Source organism: Cellulophaga fucicola, assembly GCF_900119145.1.
Classification (GTDB): domain Bacteria; phylum Bacteroidota; class Bacteroidia; order Flavobacteriales; family Flavobacteriaceae; genus Cellulophaga; species Cellulophaga fucicola.
Genome location: NZ_FPIY01000001.1, coordinates 370,506 through 392,548 on the forward strand (window position 1 = coordinate 370,506; position 22,043 = coordinate 392,548).

Consider the following 22,043-nt stretch of genomic DNA (forward strand, 5'->3'; position numbering starts at 1 on the left):
CTTAGAATTATCTAAGGAGCTTTTTTGGTTTTATAAGTTTTTACGATACGTTCTACGTCTTCTAAAAATTTCAGGATCAAAATTTTTCCAGATTTGCCTAATGGCTGTATTTTCTTCTAATTCTGGAGTTCTAATACAATTTTCTATATTTTTAGCTTTAAAGGTTTTGTAGCATTCATTAAAAAGAATGGCAGTTACACCTTTGTTTTGGTAGTCTGGATGTACACCTATTAAATAAAATATAACATCCTTACTGTGCTTTTTAGCTTGTAATAAGTGGTACGCACCAAACGGAAATAATTTTCCTTTTGATTTTTGTAATGCTTTTGAAAAAGAAGGCATCACTATAGAAAATGCAATGATTTTATCATTCTTATCTAAAACAAATTTTATGTATTCTGGATTTATAAAACTGATGTATTTCTTTTTAAAGTGTTCTTTCTGTATGTCGTTTATAGGAACAAATGAAGCTAATGAAGCGTAAGACTCGTTAAAAAGATCGAACATTTCATCTGCTAAAGGCATTACCTCTTTAGTTTTTGTAAAGTTCATTTCTTTTAAGTTGTATCGCTTTTTTATTAGCGCTTGTATTCTTTTAAAAAATTCAGGTTTAACATTAGAAAACGGAAATTTGTTTTCTAAGTATTCTTTTTCCTTTTTAAAGTCTAAACGCTCATAGTGGTGTACATAATAAGGGTGGTTGTACCAAGTGATCATATTACCTATATGGTCGTAGCCTTCTGTTACAACACCAACTTTATCTAGATTAGAAAAGCCCACAGGACCTTCCATATATTCTAAATCGTTTAACTTACCTAATTCTTCAACCTTTTGTAAAAGTGCTTCAGATACGTTTGTGTCATCAACAAAATCAAACCAACCAAAGCGCATCTTTTTTACTTTTTGCTGCTTAATTTCAATCCAATTAATCATGGCAGCAACTCTACCTACAAGTTTGTCTCCATCGTAAGCTAGAAAAAACCAAGCGTCTGCATCTTTAAAAACAGGATTTTTATCTTTGTTAAAAGAATCTAATTCGTCACTAATAATGGGTGGTACCCAATATGGAGAATCTTTATATATGGTAAACGGAAATTTTACAAATTTCTTTAATTCAGAAGTCGTTTTAGCTTCAACAATAGTAATCATATTCTAATATCTTTTTGCTACATCAATATTAGGGATATTAATTAATAAGAGAAAGCTTGTGGTTTACTATTTTATTTTAAAAATCAATTGGCTCGTCGTCCTTAGATTTTTTCTTCTTTTTACCCTTTTTTGCTTTTGCTGCTCTTTTTGCTTCTTTTTGAGATTTCTTTAAATCTTTTTTTCTGATTTTTCCGTCTTTAGTAGTTGCATTTTGGTCTTCTATAGCAATTTGTTTGTCTTTATGGTTGTCTATTCTGTATGAAAAACCCGCTGTAGCAAACATTCTTGTTGGTGTATCTTTTATGTTGGCACCTAAATTAAAATCTACTTGCATATTTTCTGCAATTAAATAAGCAGTACCTCCTCTGAAAACTACATCAGAATATCTATCGCTTTTAATACCTTGATTTTCTACAAAAACACTCCATTTAGGATTCCTTAGTGCGTGAGATAAAGAAACTACATAATTCCATTCTGGAAAATCTGTACCTATTCTGTCATAAGCTACATTTGTAATAAGTACAAATTTAGAAGATAATCTACTTTGTGTAGCAATCATACCTCTTGGAGATATTGTTGCTTCATTTGGGTAAAACGGATTGTCTCCTAAAACAAAGTTTGCTCCTGCATATACAGAAATGGCAGGAATTAAATTTTTAAGTTGAAATGTGTTGTTCGCTTTCCAGCTGTATAAATCTGGCTTGTTAGCTTCTTCACTTTTATAAGGATCAAAAATTAAATATTTAAGTCCAATTCTATTTCTTCTAAAATCTGTAAATTTTTGATCTGGAAAACCAATAGCTGAATATGTTCTGTTTTCGTTGGTGTATGTAGCTTCGTAAATAAGTTCTAATTCTTCAAAAAGTAAACCATATCTAAGGGCTAAATCTACACCTAAAAACTTAGAATCTGTTTGTAGTGTGTTGTGGCTTTGTTTTTCATAAGAAACTCCAAATTCTGATTGTATAACACCTGTGCCAATTGCGTATGCACTTACAGATTGTCCTGGTCTGTTAGAGTTTATAACGTCTGTATATTGTGATATTCCTAAAAAAGGAAGTGTAAATAGAAATAAAGAGAATATTTTTTTTAAGTTTTTCATATCAGTAAGGTTGCCTAAAAGTCACTTTTATTATTATTTTAAGAGAATTACTCTTTATATACAACGACAGAATTGTATTTTTGATATAAATTTTTACAACAATTATGAATTTTTTAATAGCCATTCTAGTAATTATTGCGGTTTATTACCTGTTAAAGTTTTTGGTGCGCCTGTTTGCGCCTAAAATGATGAATTATGCAGCTAAAAAAACGGAAGAACATTTGAAGAAAAAATTTGAGCAATTTGCTCAAGACTCTAATCAGAATACAACAAATAGTACTACAACTAAAAAAGATAAATTTAAGTCTAACCCATCTAAAAAAGTTGGGGAATATATAGATTTTGAAGAAGTAGAGTAGTACTAGATACAACCAACCAAAATTATATTAGTAGTCTAACAATTGCTTAATTGTTGTTTACTAGTGTTATGTGTGATAATTTTAACAACACTAAAAACGAAATGAAAATCAGCTTTAAATCAATCTTAACAAACTTTTTTGTTCTTGTCTTATTTGTAGTTGCTTCTTTGGCTTATTTTACTCCTGTTCTTCAAGGTAAAAAAATATTTCAGTCAGATATTGCCCAGTACACTGGAATGGCAAAAGAGCAAAATAATTTTAGAGATAAAACAGATACAGAACCATACTGGACAAATAGTGCTTTTGGTGGTATGCCAACGTATCAATTAGGAGCTAATTATCCAAATAATTATATTAAAAAATTAGATAAGTTAATACGTTTTTTACCTAGACCAGCAGATTATTTATTTCTTTATTTTTTAGGTTTTTATATACTATTATGTTGTTTAAAAGTAGACTATAGATTGGCTGTAGTTGGCGCATTGGCTTTTGGTTTTAGTACATACTTAATTATTATTTTAGGTGTTGGCCATAATGCAAAAGCGCATGCATTAGGCTATATACCTATGCTCTTAGGGGGTATAGTGTTAATGTTTAGAAAAAAATATATACTAGGTTTTATTCTTACGGCATTTGCAATGGCTTTAGAAGTAAATGCAAATCACTACCAAATGACCTATTATTTTATGCTTTTAATACTTATTTTAGGTGTAATTTATTTGATATATGCGGTTGTACAAAAACAATTAAAACACTACTTTGTTTCTGTTGGTTTGTTAGTTATAGCTGTTGTTTTGGGTATTGCTACCAATGCTACAAATTTAATGGCAACCAAAGAATATTCTGACTGGAGTACTAGAGGTAAATCTAGTTTAACAATTAATCCAGATGGTACACCTAGAGTAAGTACAGGTGGTTTAGATAAAGAATATATTACCCAATACAGTTATGGTATTGTGGAGTCTTTTAATATTATAGTTCCAAGGTTATTTGGTGGTTCTAATGCAGAAAATTTAGGAACAGATTCTAAGACGTACAATTTTTTAACTAATAAAGGCTTATCTAGAACTAAAGCATTAGATTTTACAGAAAGTTTGCCATTGTATTGGGGAGACCAACCTGGAGTTTCTGGTGCTGCTTATGTTGGTGTAGTTCTGTTTTTCTTATTTATACTTGGACTTTTAATTGTAAGAGGAAAAGTAAAATGGTGGCTTTTGGCAGGTGTTATTATGTCTTTGGTTCTTTCTTGGGGTAAAAACTTTAGCTTGCTTACCAATTTTATGATAGATAACTTTCCGTTGTATGATAAATTTAGAGCAGTATCATCTATACAAGTAGTACTAGAACTTTGTATACCCTTGTTAGGTATTTTAGCTTTAATGACTTTATTTAAAGAAAAAGAAAATAGAGCCAAATACAAGCTACATTTATTAATTAGTGCAGGTATGGTATTAGGAACTTTACTGTTGTTATTATTTGCTAAAGGAATGTTTTCTTTTGATGCGCTTAGTGATGATACTTATAGAAAGTATTTTGGAGACGAAGTTTTAACAATGATAAAATTAGACAGACAAGAAGTGTATTCTAGTGATATACTAAGGTCTATAATGTATGTTGTTTTAGCTATGTTAGTCTTGTATTTATTTATACACAACAAACTAACTAAAAGTATGTTTGCCCTAGCAATAGGTGTTGTAATTATTGCAGATTTAGTTTCTGTAGATAAGAGGTATGTAACTAAAGACGATTTTGTTAGTGCTAGACAAATGGAACAACCTTTTCCTAAAACAAAAGCAGATGAGCAGATTAAGCAAGATAAATCTGTATATAGAGTTTACAATCCGCAAGAGGGCTTAAATGGTGCAAGCACATCTTACTATCATAATTCTATTGGTGGTTACCACGGAGCTAAGCCTGCAGCAATGCAAGATTTATTCGATTTTCATATTTACAAAAATAACGTTAGAGTGCTAAGTATGCTTAACGTAAAGTATGTAATACAGCAAGACGAAGAAGGGCGTAGTTACCCAGCTGTAAACCCTAACGCAAATGGTAATGCTTGGTTTGTACAAAGCCTAAAAAAGGTGTCTTCTGCTAATGAAGAAATTACGGCTTTAGATAGTTTAAACGTGAATACTGAAGCTGTTGTAAATACTACGGAGTTTCCAAGCTTATCTAAGTTTAATTTTGCCAAAGATTCTACGGCAGTAATAAATCTAGATAATTACGAGCCAAACCACTTAACATATACAGCTATTAGTAAGAATGATGCATTAGCAGTTTTTTCTGAGATGTATTATAAGAATGGATGGAATGCTTATATAAATGGTAAAAATGTACCTTATTTTAAAGTTAACTATACATTGCGAGCATTAGAAATTCCTGCTGGTAAGCATAAAATAGAATTTAAATTTGAACCAGAAATTGTTAAAAATGGAAGTAAAATTGCTCTTGCTAGTAATTTGCTACTGGCTTTAATTGTTCTTGGTGGCTTATTTTTGTCTTTTAGAAAAACGGACAAAAAAGAAGAAGCATAATGCAAAAGGTACTTATAATTACCTATTATTGGCCGCCAGCTGGTGGTCCAGGTGTACAAAGGTGGCTTAAGTTTGTAAAGTACTTAAGAGATTTTAATATTGAGCCTGTGGTTTATGTACCAGAGAATCCTAATTACCCCATTACAGATGCTTCATTTGTGAACCAAATTCCCGAAGACATAAAAATATACAAGCATAAGATTAAAGAGCCTTATGGTTGGGCTAGTTTTTTATCAAAAAATAAAACAAAGCAGATAAGTTCAGGACTAATACAACATAAAAATCAATCTACAGTAGAGAAATTTTTACTTTGGGTACGTGGTAATTTTTTTATTCCAGATGCACGTAAAAACTGGATTAAGCCATCTGTTTCTTACTTGTCTTCTGTATTAGAAAAAGAACAAATAAAGACGGTTATTACAACTGGTCCGCCCCATAGTGTACATTTAATAGGACTTAAACTTAAGCAAAACCTTGGGATAAATTGGGTGGCAGATTTTAGAGATCCTTGGACATCTATTGGATATCATAAAAAATTACGCTTAAGTAAAGCATCAGCTAAAAAACATAAATATTTAGAACATTTGGTTTTAAATACTGCAGATAGTATTGTGGTTACTAGTGAAACAACTAAGAAAGAGTTTTTAGGGATTACAACTAAACCAATAGAGGTAATTACAAATGGGTTTGATGGAGCTGTTGCAGAAAAGGTTGTTTTAGATAATAAGTTTACGATATCTCATATTGGTTCTTTGTTAACTGGTAGAAACCCAGAAAATTTATGGGAGACATTATCAGAATTGTGTGATGAAAACGAGGATTTTAAAAATAATTTGTCGCTTCAGTTTGTTGGTGTTGTAAGTGAAGATGTTTTAGAAACTATTTATAAATATAAGTTGAAGACTTATGTTAACTTAATAGGTTACGTATCTCACACAGAAGCTTTAGCGTATCAAGAAAAATCGCAGTTATTATTGTTGTCAGAAATAAACTCACCAGATACTGTTGGTATTATTGCAGGTAAGTTGTTTGAGTATATGCGTGCACAAAGACCAATTTTAGGAATAGGACCTAAAGGTTGGGAGGTAAGTACCATAATAAAAGAAACAAATACAGGAGTTGCTTTTAATTATGATGAAAAATCTAGTTTAAAAAGTTTACTTTTAGATTGGTTTAAAGATTATAAGAAACAAGAATTAAGAGTCAACTCTACTACTATTAATACATATAGTAGAAAAGAACGTACAGCTAAATTAGCGAAGCATTTATATGGGTATCGTATTTAAACAAACTTTTAACAATACCATTGTAACCTTTTTTGGTTTTGGCATTGGTGCCATAAATACACTTTTTCTATACACCAATTTTTTAACTAAAGAATACTACGGTTTAGTTACTGTTATACTGGCAACAGCTGCCTTGTTAATGCCAGTTTTAACCTTTGGAGCACAGAATACATTAGTTAAATTTTATAGCAGTTATAAGGATAGTAAAGATGTTAATTCGTTTTTAAGCCTAATGTTGTATTTGCCTTTAATCTTAATTATACCCTTAGGCATTTTTAGTTATTTTGCGAATGACCTTATAGGAAACTTTATAGCAGAAAAGAATGAAGAAGTAAAAGATTATGTATGGTACATATTTTTTATAGGTTTAGCAATGTCTTATTTTGAGATTTTTTACTCTTGGGTAAAAGTGCATATGAAATCTGTTTTTGGAAACTTTATGAAAGAGGTTTTTGGTAGATTGTGTATTGCTATTTTATTAGTATTAGTTTACTACAATATAATAACAGTAGACTTTTTTTTAAAAGCATTAGTAGGTGTTTATGTCTTACGAATGGTAATAATGAAGATCTATGCTTTTACGTTAGAAATGCCAAGTTTCAGTTTTAAGTTACCCAATAATTATGTGTCTATTGTAAAGTATAGTGCGTTAATTATTTTGGGAGGTTCTGCAGCGGTAATATTGTTAGAGATAGATAAATTTATGCTAAACCAATATGTAGAAATAGAAAATGTTGCCTTTTACGGAGTTTCAGTTTTTATTGCTACAGTTATAACAGTTCCGTCAAGGGCAATGCACCAAATAACGCACCCGTTAACGGCAAAATTATTAAACAATAAAGATAAGCCAGAGCTGCGCAAACTGTATAAGAAGTCTTCCTTGACCTTATTCATTATTTCTGGAATTATATTTTTACTAATTATGTTAAACCTTCAGGAATTGTATAAGTTAATGCCTGTTGCGTATAGAGGAGGAGTATTGGTTGTTTTTTTAATAGGACTAACTAAAGTTTTGGATTCTATTTTAGGAAACAGTAATTCTATTCTTTTCAATTCGGATTATTACAGAGCTATTCTTGTAATGGGCGTGTTGTTAGCTATTTTAGTTGTTTTTTTAAACTATATTTTAATTCCGGCTTACAATCTAGAAGGTGCCGCTTGGGCTACTTTTATTGCTATAGCAAGTTTTAACTTTGCAAAGATTATGTATGTATACGCAAAGTTTAAAATGCATCCGTTTAGTATAGACACTTTTAAAGTGTTACTTATATTATGTGTTTTAGGTGGACTGTTTTATTTTATCAATTTTAACTTTCATCCTATAGTAAACATTGTCTTAAAAAGCATTTTAATAAGTATAGTTTATGTGTTGGTTTTGTATAAATTACGAGTTTCTGAAGATGTCTACAGCATTGTATCATCTTACTTAAAAAAGAAAAAGTAAACTGTAATAAAAGTAAAGCCCCTGAAGAATTAATTCTCCAAGGGCTTTAACAACTAACAACCTAAAAAACTGTCTTTATTAACTTCTACTTCTTGTACTAGAACTAGTTCTGCTAGATCTAGATGGTGTTTTTGCTTTACTTCTGCTAGAGCTACTTCTTGTTGAAGAGGCTCTGCTTTTAGAAGAACTACTTCTACTAGGTGCTTTTGTAACAGTTCTAGTTGTTGTGGTACTTCTTGTAGCTCTACTATTTGTACTCTTAGGTTTTCTACTAACCGTTGTAGTTCTTTGAGTAGTTGTTCTTGTTGGTGCTTTAGCTACACTTCTGTTTGTACTTCTTGTATTACCAACTCTACTATTTGTATTGCTACTTCTAGATGGTGTTTTGTACGTAGTAGATCTTGTTACCGTCCTAGTATTAGCAACTGGCTTTCTTGTTGTAGATCTACTTGTTGTACTACCTCTACGAGCATTACTATTAATAACAGCATTATTACTTCTTTGAGAAACACTACTATTAGTAGCTCTTCTGTTGTAATCTACAGATCTGTTACTTTTACCTGAGTTATGTGCAACAGCCCTAGAGTTTGTTCTGTGTGTAGCAGGATTAACAGTTCTGTTACTTCTTTGTGTTACTCTGGTGTCATTTCTATATACATTAGAAGATCTATAATTGCTACGCCTGTTTTGCTTATAAGACTTACCAACTTTTACATAAGATTTTCTATAGTTGTTTCTGTAAGGACTATAATATGTATATCTAACAGGAGCATAATATCTTCTGTATGGTCTAGATTGTACTAAACAAAAGTTTACTGCAGGTCTATGAAAATAGTTATGGTAACTGTTAAAAGTGTAGTTTCTATTATACCTGTTTATATATCCTCTATGGTAATCATAATAACCCCTGTTGTTATAATAAACATACATACCACCTAATCTATTAACTCTATTATTTCTGTAGTCAATATTTATGTCACCAATTTGTTCTACTCTACCATAATAATCATAATAGATACCAACGTTTTCTACTTGTATTACAGCACCATAATCATCATACTGTACATAACCATTATAGTTATATCCTGTATTAAAAGTGATGTTGCTATTTCTACCTAAGTTTATGCTAGCGTTTACATTTACTCTATTATCAATATAAAAGTCGAATTCACCATCTGGGAAAACTGAAAACGTAACACCGTTTTCTACAAAGATGAAAGAATTGTTTTGTCTAAAAGTATTGCTTGTTGCAACCTTATTCTCTGTGTTTTCTATAGTTACAGCCATTGTACTAAACGTACCAACGATAAGTGCTGTAAAAAGGAGTACTGATTTTTTCATACTATAAGGTTTTATAAATTCTGAATGTAACTATTTACATTCTGTTATCTATAATACAAACAGCGTGCCAAAAATATAAAACACAACTAACTAGTTGATTTTCAGTTGTTTTTTTGAGTCTATAGTTTTTCTCTTAGGTATTTAGCTGTAAAAGATTTTTTGTTTTCAGCAATTTGTTCAGGTGTTCCTTCAGCAATAAGTTCTCCTCCTTTAGAACCTCCTTCTGGTCCTAAATCTATAATAAAGTCGGCACATTTTATTAAATCTATGTTGTGCTCTATTACAATAACCGAATGTCCTTTAGCTAATAATGCATTAAAAGATTTAAGTAGCTTTTTAATATCATGAAAATGTAAACCTGTTGTTGGTTCGTCAAAAATAAATAACGACTTATTAGTTGTTTTACCTTTAATTAAGAACGATGCTAGTTTAATTCGCTGTGCCTCGCCTCCAGATAGAGTAGAAGAAGACTGACCTAATGTTACGTAACCCAAACCAACATCTTGTAAAGGTTTAAGCTTGTTCATTATTTTTGTTTGTTGATGCTCTTCAAAAAAAGCAATAGCATCATCAATAGTCATTGTTAAAATATCATCTATGTTGGCATCCTGAAACTTTACTTCTAATACCTCTTTCTTAAATCGTTTACCGTTACAAGCATCACACTCTAAATGTACATCTGCCATAAACTGCATTTCTACAGTAATTTCACCTTCACCTTTACATTTTTCACACCGACCACCATCTACGTTAAAAGAAAAGTGTTTAGCTTGGTATGCTCTAAGCTTGCTTAATTTTTGTGCAGCAAACAAAGCTCTAATGTCATCATAAGCCTTTATATAGGTAACAGGGTTAGATCTAGAAGACCTACCAATTGGGTTTTGATCTACAAACTCTACATTTTTAATGCTCTTAAAACTACCCTCTACAGAAGTAAACTGACCCGCTTTTTCTCCGTAACCTCCAATTTCTTTTAATACTATAGGATAGAGTAGTTTTTTTACCAATGTACTTTTTCCGCTACCAGATACTCCTGTTATTACAGTTAGTATACCTAAAGGAAATGTTACATCTATATTTTTAAGGTTATTTTCTCTAGCGCCAATTATTCTAATAAACTCGGTAAAGTTTCTTCTTTTTTTAGGAACTTCAATCTGTTTAGTACCATTAAGGTAACTAGCTGTTAAAGAAGACGATTTTAAAATATCTGCCATTGTACCATTAGCAACAACCTCGCCACCGTGTGTACCAGCTTCCGGACCTATGTCTATAACTTGGTCGGCAGCATTCATTATATCCTCGTCATGTTCTACAACAATAACGGTGTTTCCTAAATCTCTTAAAGATTTTAATACATCTATTAAGTTCTCTGTATCTTTTGGGTGTAAACCAATACTAGGTTCATCTAATATATACATAGAACCAACCAAACTACTACCTAAAGATGTTGCTAAGTTTATACGCTGACTTTCGCCACCAGATAATGTGTTAGATTTTCTATTAAGTGTTAAGTAACTTAAGCCTACTTTATTTAAAAAGCTTAGTCTTGTAGTTATTTCTACTAAAAGGCGCTTTGCAATTTGCTCATCATACTTATTTAAAGAAAAAGTTTCAAAAAAATTAGTTAAGAGTTCTATAGGTAGCTCTACTAATTCTGATATACATTTATCATTAATCTTTACATAGTCTGTTTCTGGACGTAAGCGTTTGCCTTTACAAGTAGTACATTTTGTTTTACCTCTGTAACGAGATAACATAACTCGGTTTTGTATTTTATAGCTCTTGTCTTCTAGCATTGCAAAAAACTTATGTAAGCCAGTAAAATGTTTATTACCATCCCAAACTAATTGCTTCTGCTCGTCAGTTAACTCAAACCAAGGTTTGTGCACAGGAAAATCAAATTTATAAGCAGCAGCTACAAAGTCGTCTTTATATTTACCCATACGTTCTCCTTTCCAAGGAAAAAGTGCACCTTCATAAACAGATAGAGCAGTATTGGGAACAACCAAATCTTGGTCTATACCAATTACTTCTCCGTAACCCTCGCAAGTAGGGCAGGCACCAAAAGGGTTGTTAAAACTAAATAGGTGTACATTAGGCTCTACAAACTTAATACCGTCTAGCTCAAATTTATTACTAAAAGGAGTTTGTTTACCTGTTTCTAGTTCTTCAATAATACAATCTCCTTGTCCTTCAAAAAAGGTTGTGTCTACTGCATTAGCTAATCTATTGTAAAAGTCTTCATCATCCTTAGTTATAATTCTATCTACAACTAAATCAAACTTTCTATCTATTTCTGTAATAGAATCATCTATACGTATTACTTTTCCTTTATACTTTATTCTAGCATATCCTTGTTTAGAAAACATTTCTAAAGCTTTTAACGGCTCGCGGTCTTCCGGTACATTTATAGGAGCTAATAATAACAACTTTGTATTGTCATTATATTCTTTAATAAAGTTTATTACATCTGTTACGGTATGCTTTTTTACTTGCTTACCAGAAACAGGAGATATGGTTTTACCAATTCTTGCATACAACAACTTTAGATAATCATAAATTTCTGTTGTAGTACCTACGGTAGAACGGGGGTTTGTAGAGTTTACTTTTTGCTCTATTGCAATTGCAGGAGCTATACCTTTTATATAGTCTACTTTAGGTTTATCTAATTTACCTAAAAACTGACGTGCATATGAAGATAGACTTTCTACATATCTACGTTGTCCCTCTGCATAAAGCGTATCAAAAGCAAGGCTAGATTTACCAGAACCAGATAATCCTGTAATAACAACTAATTTATTTCTAGGAATTACTACATCTATATTTTTGAGGTTGTGCAGTTTAGCACCTTTAATAATAATATTATGTTTTGGGTCGACGTCTAAAAGTGTATTCATGTTCGTAATTAATACTGTAAAGATACAATATGTACCTTTTAATAACCACAAAACACGCTTTTACATCAAAAATGGGGGTAATCACAACATAGATTTTTTCGGAACCTCTTATTTTACATATATTTGAAGTGTAATTAAACTTATAGGCCTATATAGCGAACATTACTTTTTTAAAAATTATTAAACACTATTACATGCACTTATTCCCATAATGGGAAGGGGTACGCATTAAATAACCAAAAAAGTAACTCGAAATGGATCTACAAATTGAAGACTCAGTATTAGTAAAAAAATATATTAATGGAGACGAAAAATCTCTAGAAGTATTAATAAATAGACACAACCAAAGAATTAGTAGTTTTATTTACTCTAAAGTTTTAGATAGAGACATTACTGAGGATATATTTCAAGATACATTTATTAAGGTTATAAAGACTTTAAAAAAGGGTTCTTATAGTGAAGAAGGTAAGTTTTTACCGTGGGTAATGAGAATTGCACACAACTTAATTATAGATCACTTTAGAAAAAATAAGCGTATGCCAATGTTTGAAGGTAGCGATGACTTTAATATTTTTTCTGTAATAAGTGATGATAAGTTAAACGCAGAAAAGCAATTGATAAAAAATCAGATCGATTCTGATCTTAAAGTTCTTATTGAAGAATTGCCAGACGATCAAAAAGAAGTTTTATTAATGCGTATCTACAAGGATATGAGCTTTAAAGAAATCTCTGAGAATACAGGAGTTAGCATTAACACTGCATTAGGAAGAATGAGATACGCTTTAATTAACATGAGAAAAATAATCGAGAAACATAATATCGTTTTAACGAATTAATAGGTTTTTAAGCTTAAAGTATAATATTTCTAAAATAGTACCGTTATCTTAATATAACAATACTATTTTATATGGAAAAAATTTACTCTAAACAACAAAACAACTCTTGTAGAATGACAACATCAGCAAGTACAGTTCAATTTATTATGAACTATTCTAAATCGTTGAATGTGATTAATTACAAGGAAATGCAGTTTGAAAACATTTTAAACTAAAAAAAAGAGCCTTATTGGCTCTTTTTTGTTTTATAATACTCTTCAATTACTGTTTTCCTACCAATAGTCTTGGTAATTATATCATTTTCTAAATTCCAGCCTCTTGCAGGCGAATATTCTCTGCCGTACCAAATTATTTGTAAATGCAAATCGTTCCATAATTCCTTAGGAAACAGTCTTTTTGCATCTTTTTCTGTTTGCACAACATTTTTACCATTTGTAAATCCCCATCTGTACATAAGTCTATGTATGTGTGTGTCTACTGGAAAAGCAGGTATACCAAATGCTTGCGATATTACAACGCTCGCCGTTTTATGCCCCACTGCAGGAAATTTTTCTAATGACTCCAAGTCTTGTGGCACAATACCATTATGCTCGTCTATTAACATTTGTGATAAGCCGTGTATTCCTTTAGCTTTCATAGGAGACAAGCCTACGGGTCTAATAATTTCTCTAATTTCTTCTACAGTTAACTTTACCATATCGTAAGGGTTATCTGCTTTTTTAAACAAAAGAGGCGTAATTTTATTTACCCCAACATCTGTACTTTGTGCAGATAGTAATACTGCTATTAATAAAGTATAAGGATCTTTATGGTCTAACGGAACTGGTATAGATGGGTATAATTCTTTAAGAGTGTTTATTGTAAACGTTACTTTTTCTGCCTTCGTCATTTTTGATTAGCTTTACTAAAAATTAGAATAAACGAATTTAATTAAATTACTTATGAATACTTTAAAAGTAGGAGACAAAGTAGCAGATTTTACATCAAAAGATCAAGATGGTAATGCCGTTAGCTTGGCAGATTATAAAGGTAAAAAGTTAATTGTATTTTTTTATCCAAAAGCAAGTACACCAGGGTGTACTGCAGAAGCTTGTAATTTAAGAGATAATTATAAAGAATTGCAAGCAGAAGGTTACGAGCTTTTAGGTGTAAGTGCAGATTCAGAAAAAAGACAATCTAATTTTAAAAATAAGTACGATTTTCCTTTTCCGTTATTAGCAGATGAGGACCATACTATCTTAAATATTTTTGGTGTTTGGGGAACTAAAAAGTTTATGGGTAAAGTTTATGATGGTATTCATAGAAAAACATTCCTTATAGATGAAGCAGGAGTAGTAACTAAGGTTATAGACAAGGTTAAAACAAAAGACCACGCGGCACAAATATTAGAATAAAAACAAAAAAAACCGCAGTTTTAAAACTGCGGTTTTTTAATTATTTTTTACTTTCTTTTCTGGTAAACAATTCCTTACGTTTAATTATTTCGGAAATTCCTTCTGGTAACATCTTTTCCCAGCCTTTTTCTCCGTTAGTAATTTTCTTAAGTACATCTCTAGAAAATATATGTAGTATCTCTGGATCATAATCAAAAATGTCCATTACCTTACCATTGTATTTAAAGAACTTATAAAGTTCTTTCATTCTTGGGTGTACTTTAACGTTGTTACTAGTCATTATTTGCCCAGTTTCTTCATTCTTCATAGGGTATAAATACACCTTTAAATCTTTAAAGAATAACTTGCCAAAAGCTTCTAGTATACCACCACTTAAATGTCTGTAGTATTTCTCGTCAAAAACCTCTACAAGGTTATTAACTCCCATTGTTAAACCAATCTTGGCTTTTGTATAATTACTAAAGTATTCTACTAGTCTAAAGTATTCTTGAAATTTAGAAATCATTACAGTATGGCCAAGTGAACAAAGTAGTTCTGCTCTGTCCATAAAATCTTGCTCATCTATTTCTCCACTAGCTTTTAAGTTTGCTAGTGTAATTTCAAAAATTACAATGGTTTTATCTGGATTAACTGTTTGCTCATTCATAAAAATATTATGAGACTTTTCAAACATATCCATATTTACTTTAGTTACGGGTCTGTAACTACCACGTAATGCAAGTATATTTTTTTTGTATAAAACAGCAGCAGGTAAAAGGTTGTTACCGTCAGGTCCAAACATCACCGCATCGGTCATATCATTCTTAATTAACTGTAAGCTAATTAGTCTGTTATCTACTTTTTCAAAATTAGGACCAGAGAAATTAATCATATCAATCTCTACCGTATCCTTATCTATATGGTCGTATAAATATTTAAGTAATTTACGAGGTTTATGGTATTTGTAAAAAGCACCATAAATAAGGTTAACACCTAAAAGACCTAAAGTTTCTTGCTGTAATCTTGCTTCGTTTTGTTTAAAACGAATGTGCATGATAATCTCATCAAACTCTTTTTGGTCTGGATCTAACTGAAAACGTATTCCAATCCATCCGTGACCTTTGTATTTTTTAGCAAAATCTATAGTAGCAACAGTATTTGCGTAAGAGAAAAATAAACGTTCAGGGTGTTTTTCTCTACTAATACGTTCTTCCATAAGTCCCATTTCATGAGAAAGCATCGTTTTTAAACGAGCTTGGGTAACGTATCTACCATCGTTTTCTACGCCATAAATAGCGTCACTAAAATCTTTATCATATGCACTCATTGCTTTAGCAATGGTTCCAGATGCGCCACCAGATCTAAAAAAGTGTCTGGCAGTCTCTTGTCCGGCACCAATTTCTGCAAAAGTACCGTAGATATCAGGATTTAAATTTATTCTTAGGGTTTTGGCTTTAGTAGAAGGGATATTCTCAAAAGCAAAATCTTTTTTTAAGACTGATGACATTCTTTGTTTGTTTTTTACGGTATACAAAGTTAACAAGATAGATTTATCTATTAAATAAATATGTTATAAATTTGATAAAAAAGGCTGAATTGTTAAAAATCACATTTTTGGGTACAGGTACATCTCAAGGAATACCAGTAATAGGTAGCAAACATCCTGTATGTCTAAGCAAAGACCCCAAAGACAAAAGACTTAGAGTATCTGTTTTACTTTCTTGGGATAATTACAACTACATAATAGATTGTGGGCCAGATTTTAGGCAGCAATTATTACAAAATCCTATATCTAATTTAAGCGGTGTTTTATTTACACATGAACACTCTGACCATACTGCTGGTTTAGATGATATTAGACCTTTTTTCTTTAGACAAGGAGATATACCAGTATATGCAGACAAACAAGTAATAGCAGCTCTAAAAAGACGTTTTGCTTATATATTTGCTGATGAAAATAGATATCCAGGCGCTCCAGCTGTTGCTATTAACGAAATTAAAGAAAACACACCTTTTAAATTAGGTAACAAAGTTGCAATACCCATTAAAGTATTGCATAATAGATTAGAGGTTTTTGGTTTTAGAATTGATGATTTTGTTTACTTAACAGATGTAAAAAGCATATCTAAAGAAGAGATAGCTAAGCTAACAGGTGTAAAAGTATTAGTTGTTAATGCATTGCGTATAGAAGCACATCATTCTCATTTTAACTTAGACGAAGCTTTAGCGTTTATAAAAGAGGTACAACCAGAGACAGCTTATCTTACACATATAAGTCATTTACTAGGTTTTCATAAAGAAGTAGAAAAAATATTGCCAAAAAAAGTACATTTGGCCTACGATAATTTAACCATAAACATTTAGAATTATACCGAATGAAAAAGTATTTATATTTATACCTATTTATTTTTGCAGCATTAATAGCACTTTATCAATATGTAAGCGCAAATAAGATGATAGATGCTACCAATACTAAATTTGGAAAATTACAAGCTAAGATAGAAAAGCTTGAAGCTAGTAATACTAAGCTTGAAGACTCTTTACAAACAACAGCAATAAATATTTTAGATTTAAAGTATTTTTTATTAGAAAATAACGATGACGCTTTATCTAATTTCGATCATTTAAACATAGATAAGCCTGCTAGATATATTGCAGATAAATTAATAGAAACAAACGAATCTAAAGGAGACAACCCGTTAGTGCCTTATGAGGGTATGGAGGGAGATTTTAAAATTAATAAAATTAAAGTTTTAAACCATAAGTGGATTTTAGCCGATTTTTCTGATGGAAAATATTGGGGAGAACTTCTTATAAAATATAATCTTAAGGACGATTTAGGTGTAGATTTTACAATGATGGATCATCTTTTATACAGAAGAGATTAAGTAAGAAGCTATTTTAAAACTAAAAGAAAAGCCCTGAATGTAAATTCAGGGCTTTTCTTTTATGTAGTAAGTATGTTGTGTCTATATTTTGTTAGACAACCATTCTTTAAAAGAATAAAAACCTTGTGGCGCAACACCGTGACCAACAGGGTATTCTTCATAAGTACAGTTTATACCTAAACTCTTTAAGTATTCAGGTGTTTTTTGTGCCCAGCTTACCGGTATTACTTGGTCTACACTACCGTGAGATGCATATATGTTTAATTTGCTAGGGTCTTTGTCTGTTTTTAATTTATCAATTAAATTTTCGTTGATATAACCACTAAGTGCAATAACATTTTTTATTTTTTCTGGATATGCTATAGCTGTTGCATAGCTTAAAATTGCACCCTGACTAAAACCTAATAATGTAACATTATCTTTATCTAAATGATATGTATTACAAGCTTCATCAATAAATGTTAGTATTTTTTGGATAGATTCAGCAGCTTGCTCATCATCACTCCATTTTCCTTTTTCGGCATCAAAATTAATAGCATACCAAGCATTACCGTAAGGCTGCATAGGGTAGGGAGCACGTACAGAAATAATACATAACTCTTTTTGTAATTCTGTGGCAAAAGAGAAAAGGTCTTCTTCATTGCTGCCATAACCGTGAAGCATAAATAAAACAGGTGTTTTCTCTTGTTCTACAGTTGCAGGTTGTATAATATATTCTAAAGATAAAGGTGCAGTTGTCATACTAATTGATAAAAGTGAACCATTTTTGAGAAGCTTTTCCTATAAATGGAATTTCTTGTTTTTTGTTATTTAACATACCAATAAACCCATAGGTCCAAAGTACTATGTATGATATATATAACCCCATAGAGGCATACATATTAAGCCATTGACTAATGAATAGTGCAAAACCTAAAAAAAACAAGTTTAGACCAAAGTTTTGTCTAATATGAAAACGAGCAAATTCGTGCTTATCGTCCATATTCATCGTAATAGCAATTAAAGTACCAACACCAGTAAGGTAAGATACAATTGCAGTCGTTTTTCCTTTAGGATTTACACTCATTTTATTTTTTTGTGCAAGGTAAAAATTTTGCAAAAAAAAAGAGGTCTAATTAAGACCTCTTTTTAATTTTTATTTTATATTTTAAAACATATTAAAAGAATAATATATGTGTAACTATTTGCCAAATACCTAAAGCAATAGCAGCCATACCTAATTTACCTTGTAAAGGTCTTAGTTTAGCTAATAAAACTTCTCCTTTTGCTTTTGCTTCTTCATTTTTAGCTAACAAATGCTTGTTTATCATTCCGTAACCTAAAATAAAACCTAATGCAGCTAAAAGCACATTTACAGCTAAAAAAGTAATCCAGTAAATAGGGAAAGTTGTTAACCATCCGATGTTTAATACAGATGATATAATACCCCAAACTCCCCAAAAACAAAATACTAAACCAATCCATCCTTGGTAAGGTGTAATCTTGTCTAAAAGTTCTTGTGCGTTAGGTTTTTTTGATAATAGTAACGATGGTGCTGCTAAAATACCTAATAGTATTAGCGTAATTCCAAAAATCATAGTTTTATTTATTAGTTGTTAAAAAAGTTGACTAACGTTTAGCCATTAGTTTAACGCAGCTGTATGTATTATAGTATATCTAATTTTGTGTTATTTATGATACCAAATACCTGTCCTTTTAACTTCTCTTCAAAAAACATACAGTTTTTAGCGGTACTTGTGCTTGTTTGCTTTGTAACATAGTGCAGTGTATCATTGTCAAACAACGTAAAACAAGCTGTATTTCCTTCTTTAATTTCTGGAGTTTGTAAACCATATCTTTCTCTCCCTTTACTTAATATTTCTACAGCAGTTTCTGTATCAAAAATAGAATTTAGAATTCCAAAAGAGGACTCTAGACCAGTGGTGCCATAAGCAGCATTGTCAAACTCAACTTTTTTCTGTTCAATATCTAAGGGAGCGTGATCTGTAGTTACAAAATCTATTGTTCCGTTTTTAACACCTTTTACAAGTGCAGTAACATCTTTTTTGGTCCTTAGCGGAGGTAATACTTTGTATACAGTATCAAAATCTTCTAATTTTTCATCTGTATATAATAGGTTGTGTATAGCAACACTACAACTAACATCTAAGCCCTTCTTTTTAGCTTCTGCAATTAGTTTTACTGCACCAGCTGTAGAAACAGTTGGTATGTGTAGTTTGCCTCCAGTATATTCTAAAATAAATAAGTCTCTTGCTATTTGTAATTCTTCAGCTAGAGCGGGTATTCCTTTTAAACCTAAACCTGTAGATACAGCACCTTCATTTACAATGCCTTTTCCGGCAATTTTGGTATCCATCGGAAAAGAATAAATTAAAGCATTAAAATTTTGAGCGTATTGTAATGCTATTTTTAAAAGGTTAGAGTTGCTTGTAGGTTTTTTATAATCTGAAAATCCTACTGCACCAGCGTTTTTCATATCATATAACTCAGCTAAATCTACTGTTTCGCTATTAACCGTTAACGCTCCTAGTGGGTGTAAATTTGTTATTTGCTCTTTAGCTTTGTCTTTAATAAATGCAATAGTAGAGCTAGTGTAAGGTATAGGGTTGGTATTGGTGTTTAAAATAATATCTGTAAAACCTCCTTTAGCGGCAGTTTTTAAACCGTTTGCAATAGTTTCTCTTTCTTCAAAACCAGGCTCACCAAAAGAAACACTAGTATCTAACCAACCTATAGAAATACAAAGATTTTTTTTAGATATAACTTTAGTTTCTTTTTCTGGAGTTATAGCATCTGCAATTTTAGTTATAATACCATCTTTTATTAAAATATCTTTTGTTTTAAGATGGATATCTTTGTTGTTACTATTATAGACTTTGGCAGATTTTATTAATATATTCATTTAAGATATTTTTGAATAAGAACTTCTAATACTAAGAAAAACAAAGCAAAAATAGCAAACCATTTCCAAAGCTCAGACACCTTTTGGTTATTTTCTAAATCTCTAAATAACTGACTTATGCTATTATTTTGTTTAAGCTTAGCAATAGAATTACTATTTATATACGTAAGATTACTCTCTTTTCTGTCGTAATTAAAACTAAGTGCACCTAATTTTAAATCTCCTTTTTTTATAGTGTAAATACCATCTTTATCAGGATTATTTGTAAAACTAAGTGTAGTCTTAGTTGTAAAAGATTGTTGCAGAGGTATAAACTCTTTACCGTTTTTTTCAATTTTTAAAATAAGATCTTTGTCTAAACTTGTCGCAATATCTATTTTAGAAGATGTTCCAAGTATTGTATATAATTTAGGAATGCTAAAGCTGTTATACCCCATATTATACAGCGTAGGCACAATTAAAGGTGAACCTTTAAAATTAGAATTTTCTTTTAGTAAGCTAGATGTAAATAAGTAGATACCATTAGCTCCAAGTAAAAACGGAGTGTTATCCTGGTAACTTAATAGGCTAGGTGCAGTGCTTTTTATTTTGAAATAGCTGTTTACAGTTGGATACTGAAAATTAGTTACTCTTTTTTGAAAAACATTTTGATACAACGGATGAGAAAAATTAATGCTTGTAACTTTATTTTCTCGTTGAATAAAGCCCTTTATACTCGTTGAAAAGTAATTAGATAAAAGAGAATTATAACTGTTAATATTAATATCCTTAGACGGAATAATAACTAAGCTGCCACCATTGTTTGCAAATGAGATTAAAGCATTTTTTAGTGATTCTGGAATTGAATTAATTTCGTTTAGAACAATTAAACTTTGGTCGTTTATACTACTGTAGTTTACTTGGTTTAATTTAGTGCTTGTTGTTACAAACTCGTCTTCAGTAAAAATTCGGTTTATAAAAGTATTATCTGCATTAGATATAGTAAGCACCTTTATTTTTTCTCTTTTGTTGATGTTAAAAAAGAAGTTGTTATCGTACTTTAAACCAGCATCAACTAATTCAATTTTGCCATTAATTGCACTGTTTTTTGGTAGTGTAAAATAAACTAAAGCTGACTTTGTACCATTAAAATTAGCAGAAGTTTTGGCTATTAAAGTATCGTTATTATATAATGCTACGGGGGTGTTTTCTGCAATATTGTTTGCAGATAATTTAGCACTAAGTTCTATATTGGTAGCATCGGTCTTAGAAATATAAACACTATCTATACTGGTATTTGTAAATGTATCTGGAGATAGCTTTACAAAATGTAGATTAGTAGTTTTTAGTGTGTCTATCGTTGTAGTTTCAGTTCTTTGCTGAAAATCGGAAAGAACAATAATATCTTTTATACTATTTTTAGAGGTACTAAAAAGTGTGTTTGCTTTTAATAAAACTTCATTTATGTTTAGTTGATTGCTACTATATTCTAAAGACAGTAAATTATTTTGAATTTCTTTTAAGACAACATCTTTATATGTATCTGTATTAGTAAATAAGCTAAACTCTTTTTCTTTATCACTGTTTTTAATTACTTCTTGTACTGCAGATTCTAAAAGACTAGTTCCGTTTTTTAATGCTTGCATACTAAAAGAGTTGTCTATATAAATTACAGTTTCTCTTTTTTTAAAGGCGTCTTTATTAGTAAAATAAGGTTGAGCAAAAGCAATTATGATAGCAGTAAACAATAAGAGTCTAGTGCATAAAAGAAGCCATTTTTTTAAGTTTCGTGCTTTTTTAGATTCAATTTTTACTTTCTGAAGCAACGCTACATTAGTAAAGGGAGTTTTTTTAAATCTACGGAGTTGAAAAAGATGAATAAATAGTGGAACCAATAGTAAAAATAAAGCCCAAAGAAGATCCGGATATTTAAACTGCATTCCTTAATTT

General features: G+C 30.8%; 20 protein-coding genes. 9 read left to right on the forward strand and 11 right to left on the reverse strand.

From position 1 onward, the window contains the following. Window positions 1–30: 30 nt before the first annotated feature. The gene (locus BT107_RS01650) at window positions 31–1,149 is read right to left on the reverse strand and encodes a GTP cyclohydrolase (RefSeq protein ID WP_072302010.1); all 1,119 of its coding nucleotides are present in this window, start codon (window positions 1,147–1,149) and stop codon (window positions 31–33) included. Window positions 1,150–1,225: 76 nt separating this feature from the next. Further along, window positions 1,226–2,251 (reverse strand): transporter, encoded by a 1,026-nt coding sequence (locus tag BT107_RS01655; RefSeq protein WP_072302011.1) that lies wholly within the window; start codon window positions 2,249–2,251, stop codon window positions 1,226–1,228. 104 nt (window positions 2,252–2,355) lie between these two features. Between BT107_RS01655 and BT107_RS01660 the strand changes: the two genes are divergently transcribed. From BT107_RS01660 to BT107_RS01675, 4 genes are all read left to right on the forward strand, one after another. Next, window positions 2,356–2,610, forward strand: a complete 255-nt coding sequence (locus tag BT107_RS01660) for a DUF4834 family protein (protein WP_072302012.1) — start codon at window positions 2,356–2,358, stop codon at window positions 2,608–2,610. Between the two features lie 101 nt (window positions 2,611–2,711). Continuing rightward, on the forward strand, window positions 2,712–5,147 hold the full coding sequence (locus BT107_RS01665; RefSeq protein WP_072302887.1) for a YfhO family protein: 2,436 nt from the start codon (window positions 2,712–2,714) through the stop codon (window positions 5,145–5,147). After that, window positions 5,147–6,433: a glycosyltransferase family 4 protein gene (locus BT107_RS01670; protein ID WP_072302013.1), complete on the forward strand. Its 1,287-nt coding sequence runs from the start codon at window positions 5,147–5,149 to the stop codon at window positions 6,431–6,433. Before BT107_RS01665 ends, BT107_RS01670 begins: the two co-directional genes overlap by 1 nt. Beyond that, on the forward strand, window positions 6,417–7,877 hold the full coding sequence (locus BT107_RS01675; RefSeq protein WP_072302014.1) for a lipopolysaccharide biosynthesis protein: 1,461 nt from the start codon (window positions 6,417–6,419) through the stop codon (window positions 7,875–7,877). The genes BT107_RS01670 and BT107_RS01675 overlap by 17 nt, the downstream gene beginning before the upstream one ends. A gap of 78 nt (window positions 7,878–7,955) precedes the next feature. Here BT107_RS01675 and BT107_RS01680 read toward each other — a convergent pair whose 3' ends face one another. Then, window positions 7,956–9,218: a hypothetical protein gene (locus tag BT107_RS01680; RefSeq protein WP_072302015.1), complete on the reverse strand. Its 1,263-nt coding sequence runs from the start codon at window positions 9,216–9,218 to the stop codon at window positions 7,956–7,958. Between the two features lie 119 nt (window positions 9,219–9,337). Continuing rightward, window positions 9,338–12,115 (reverse strand): excinuclease ABC subunit UvrA, encoded by a 2,778-nt coding sequence (gene uvrA / locus BT107_RS01685; protein WP_072302016.1) that lies wholly within the window; start codon window positions 12,113–12,115, stop codon window positions 9,338–9,340. 254 nt (window positions 12,116–12,369) lie between these two features. On the opposite strand from uvrA, the gene BT107_RS01690 reads away from it, so the two are divergent. Then, on the forward strand, window positions 12,370–12,951 hold the full coding sequence (locus BT107_RS01690) for an RNA polymerase sigma factor (RefSeq protein WP_072302017.1): 582 nt from the start codon (window positions 12,370–12,372) through the stop codon (window positions 12,949–12,951). 71 nt (window positions 12,952–13,022) lie between these two features. Next, entirely contained in the window at window positions 13,023–13,166 is a 144-nt protein-coding gene (locus BT107_RS17470) for a hypothetical protein (RefSeq protein WP_170854686.1), read from the forward strand. A gap of 11 nt (window positions 13,167–13,177) precedes the next feature. On the opposite strand, the gene BT107_RS01695 is transcribed toward BT107_RS17470, so the two are convergent. Beyond that, window positions 13,178–13,840 (reverse strand): endonuclease III domain-containing protein, encoded by a 663-nt coding sequence (locus BT107_RS01695; protein WP_072302018.1) that lies wholly within the window; start codon window positions 13,838–13,840, stop codon window positions 13,178–13,180. Between the two features lie 52 nt (window positions 13,841–13,892). On the opposite strand from BT107_RS01695, the gene bcp reads away from it, so the two are divergent. Next, window positions 13,893–14,345, forward strand: a complete 453-nt coding sequence (gene bcp / locus BT107_RS01700; RefSeq protein ID WP_072302019.1) for a thioredoxin-dependent thiol peroxidase — start codon at window positions 13,893–13,895, stop codon at window positions 14,343–14,345. 40 nt (window positions 14,346–14,385) lie between these two features. Here bcp and BT107_RS01705 read toward each other — a convergent pair whose 3' ends face one another. After that, on the reverse strand, window positions 14,386–15,831 hold the full coding sequence (locus tag BT107_RS01705; protein ID WP_072302020.1) for a nicotinate-nucleotide adenylyltransferase: 1,446 nt from the start codon (window positions 15,829–15,831) through the stop codon (window positions 14,386–14,388). 89 nt (window positions 15,832–15,920) lie between these two features. On the opposite strand from BT107_RS01705, the gene BT107_RS01710 reads away from it, so the two are divergent. Together BT107_RS01710 and BT107_RS01715 are read left to right on the forward strand one after the other, a co-directional pair. After that, complete coding sequence (locus BT107_RS01710; protein WP_244543088.1) at window positions 15,921–16,688, forward strand: MBL fold metallo-hydrolase; 768 nt, start codon at window positions 15,921–15,923, stop codon at window positions 16,686–16,688. A gap of 11 nt (window positions 16,689–16,699) precedes the next feature. Next, entirely contained in the window at window positions 16,700–17,212 is a 513-nt protein-coding gene (locus BT107_RS01715) for a hydrolase (RefSeq protein WP_072302022.1), read from the forward strand. Between the two features lie 81 nt (window positions 17,213–17,293). Here BT107_RS01715 and BT107_RS01720 read toward each other — a convergent pair whose 3' ends face one another. The 5 genes from BT107_RS01720 to BT107_RS01740 all read right to left on the reverse strand — a co-directional run bounded on the left by BT107_RS01720 (window position 17,294) and on the right by BT107_RS01740 (window position 22,033). After that, a complete protein-coding gene (locus tag BT107_RS01720; RefSeq protein ID WP_072302023.1) occupies window positions 17,294–17,953 on the reverse strand; it encodes an alpha/beta hydrolase in 660 nt (219 codons plus the stop codon). A gap of 1 nt (window position 17,954) precedes the next feature. Next, window positions 17,955–18,278, reverse strand: coding sequence for a hypothetical protein (locus BT107_RS01725; RefSeq protein ID WP_072302024.1), 324 nt, complete (start codon window positions 18,276–18,278; stop codon window positions 17,955–17,957). A 91-nt stretch (window positions 18,279–18,369) separates the two neighbouring features. Next, complete coding sequence (locus BT107_RS01730) at window positions 18,370–18,789, reverse strand: hypothetical protein (RefSeq protein ID WP_072302025.1); 420 nt, start codon at window positions 18,787–18,789, stop codon at window positions 18,370–18,372. A 68-nt stretch (window positions 18,790–18,857) separates the two neighbouring features. After that, entirely contained in the window at window positions 18,858–20,114 is a 1,257-nt protein-coding gene (locus BT107_RS01735; protein ID WP_072302026.1) for a dihydroorotase, read from the reverse strand. Further along, complete coding sequence (locus BT107_RS01740) at window positions 20,111–22,033, reverse strand: BatA domain-containing protein (RefSeq protein WP_072302027.1); 1,923 nt, start codon at window positions 22,031–22,033, stop codon at window positions 20,111–20,113. The genes BT107_RS01735 and BT107_RS01740 overlap by 4 nt, the downstream gene beginning before the upstream one ends. Window positions 22,034–22,043: the final 10 nt, after the last annotated feature.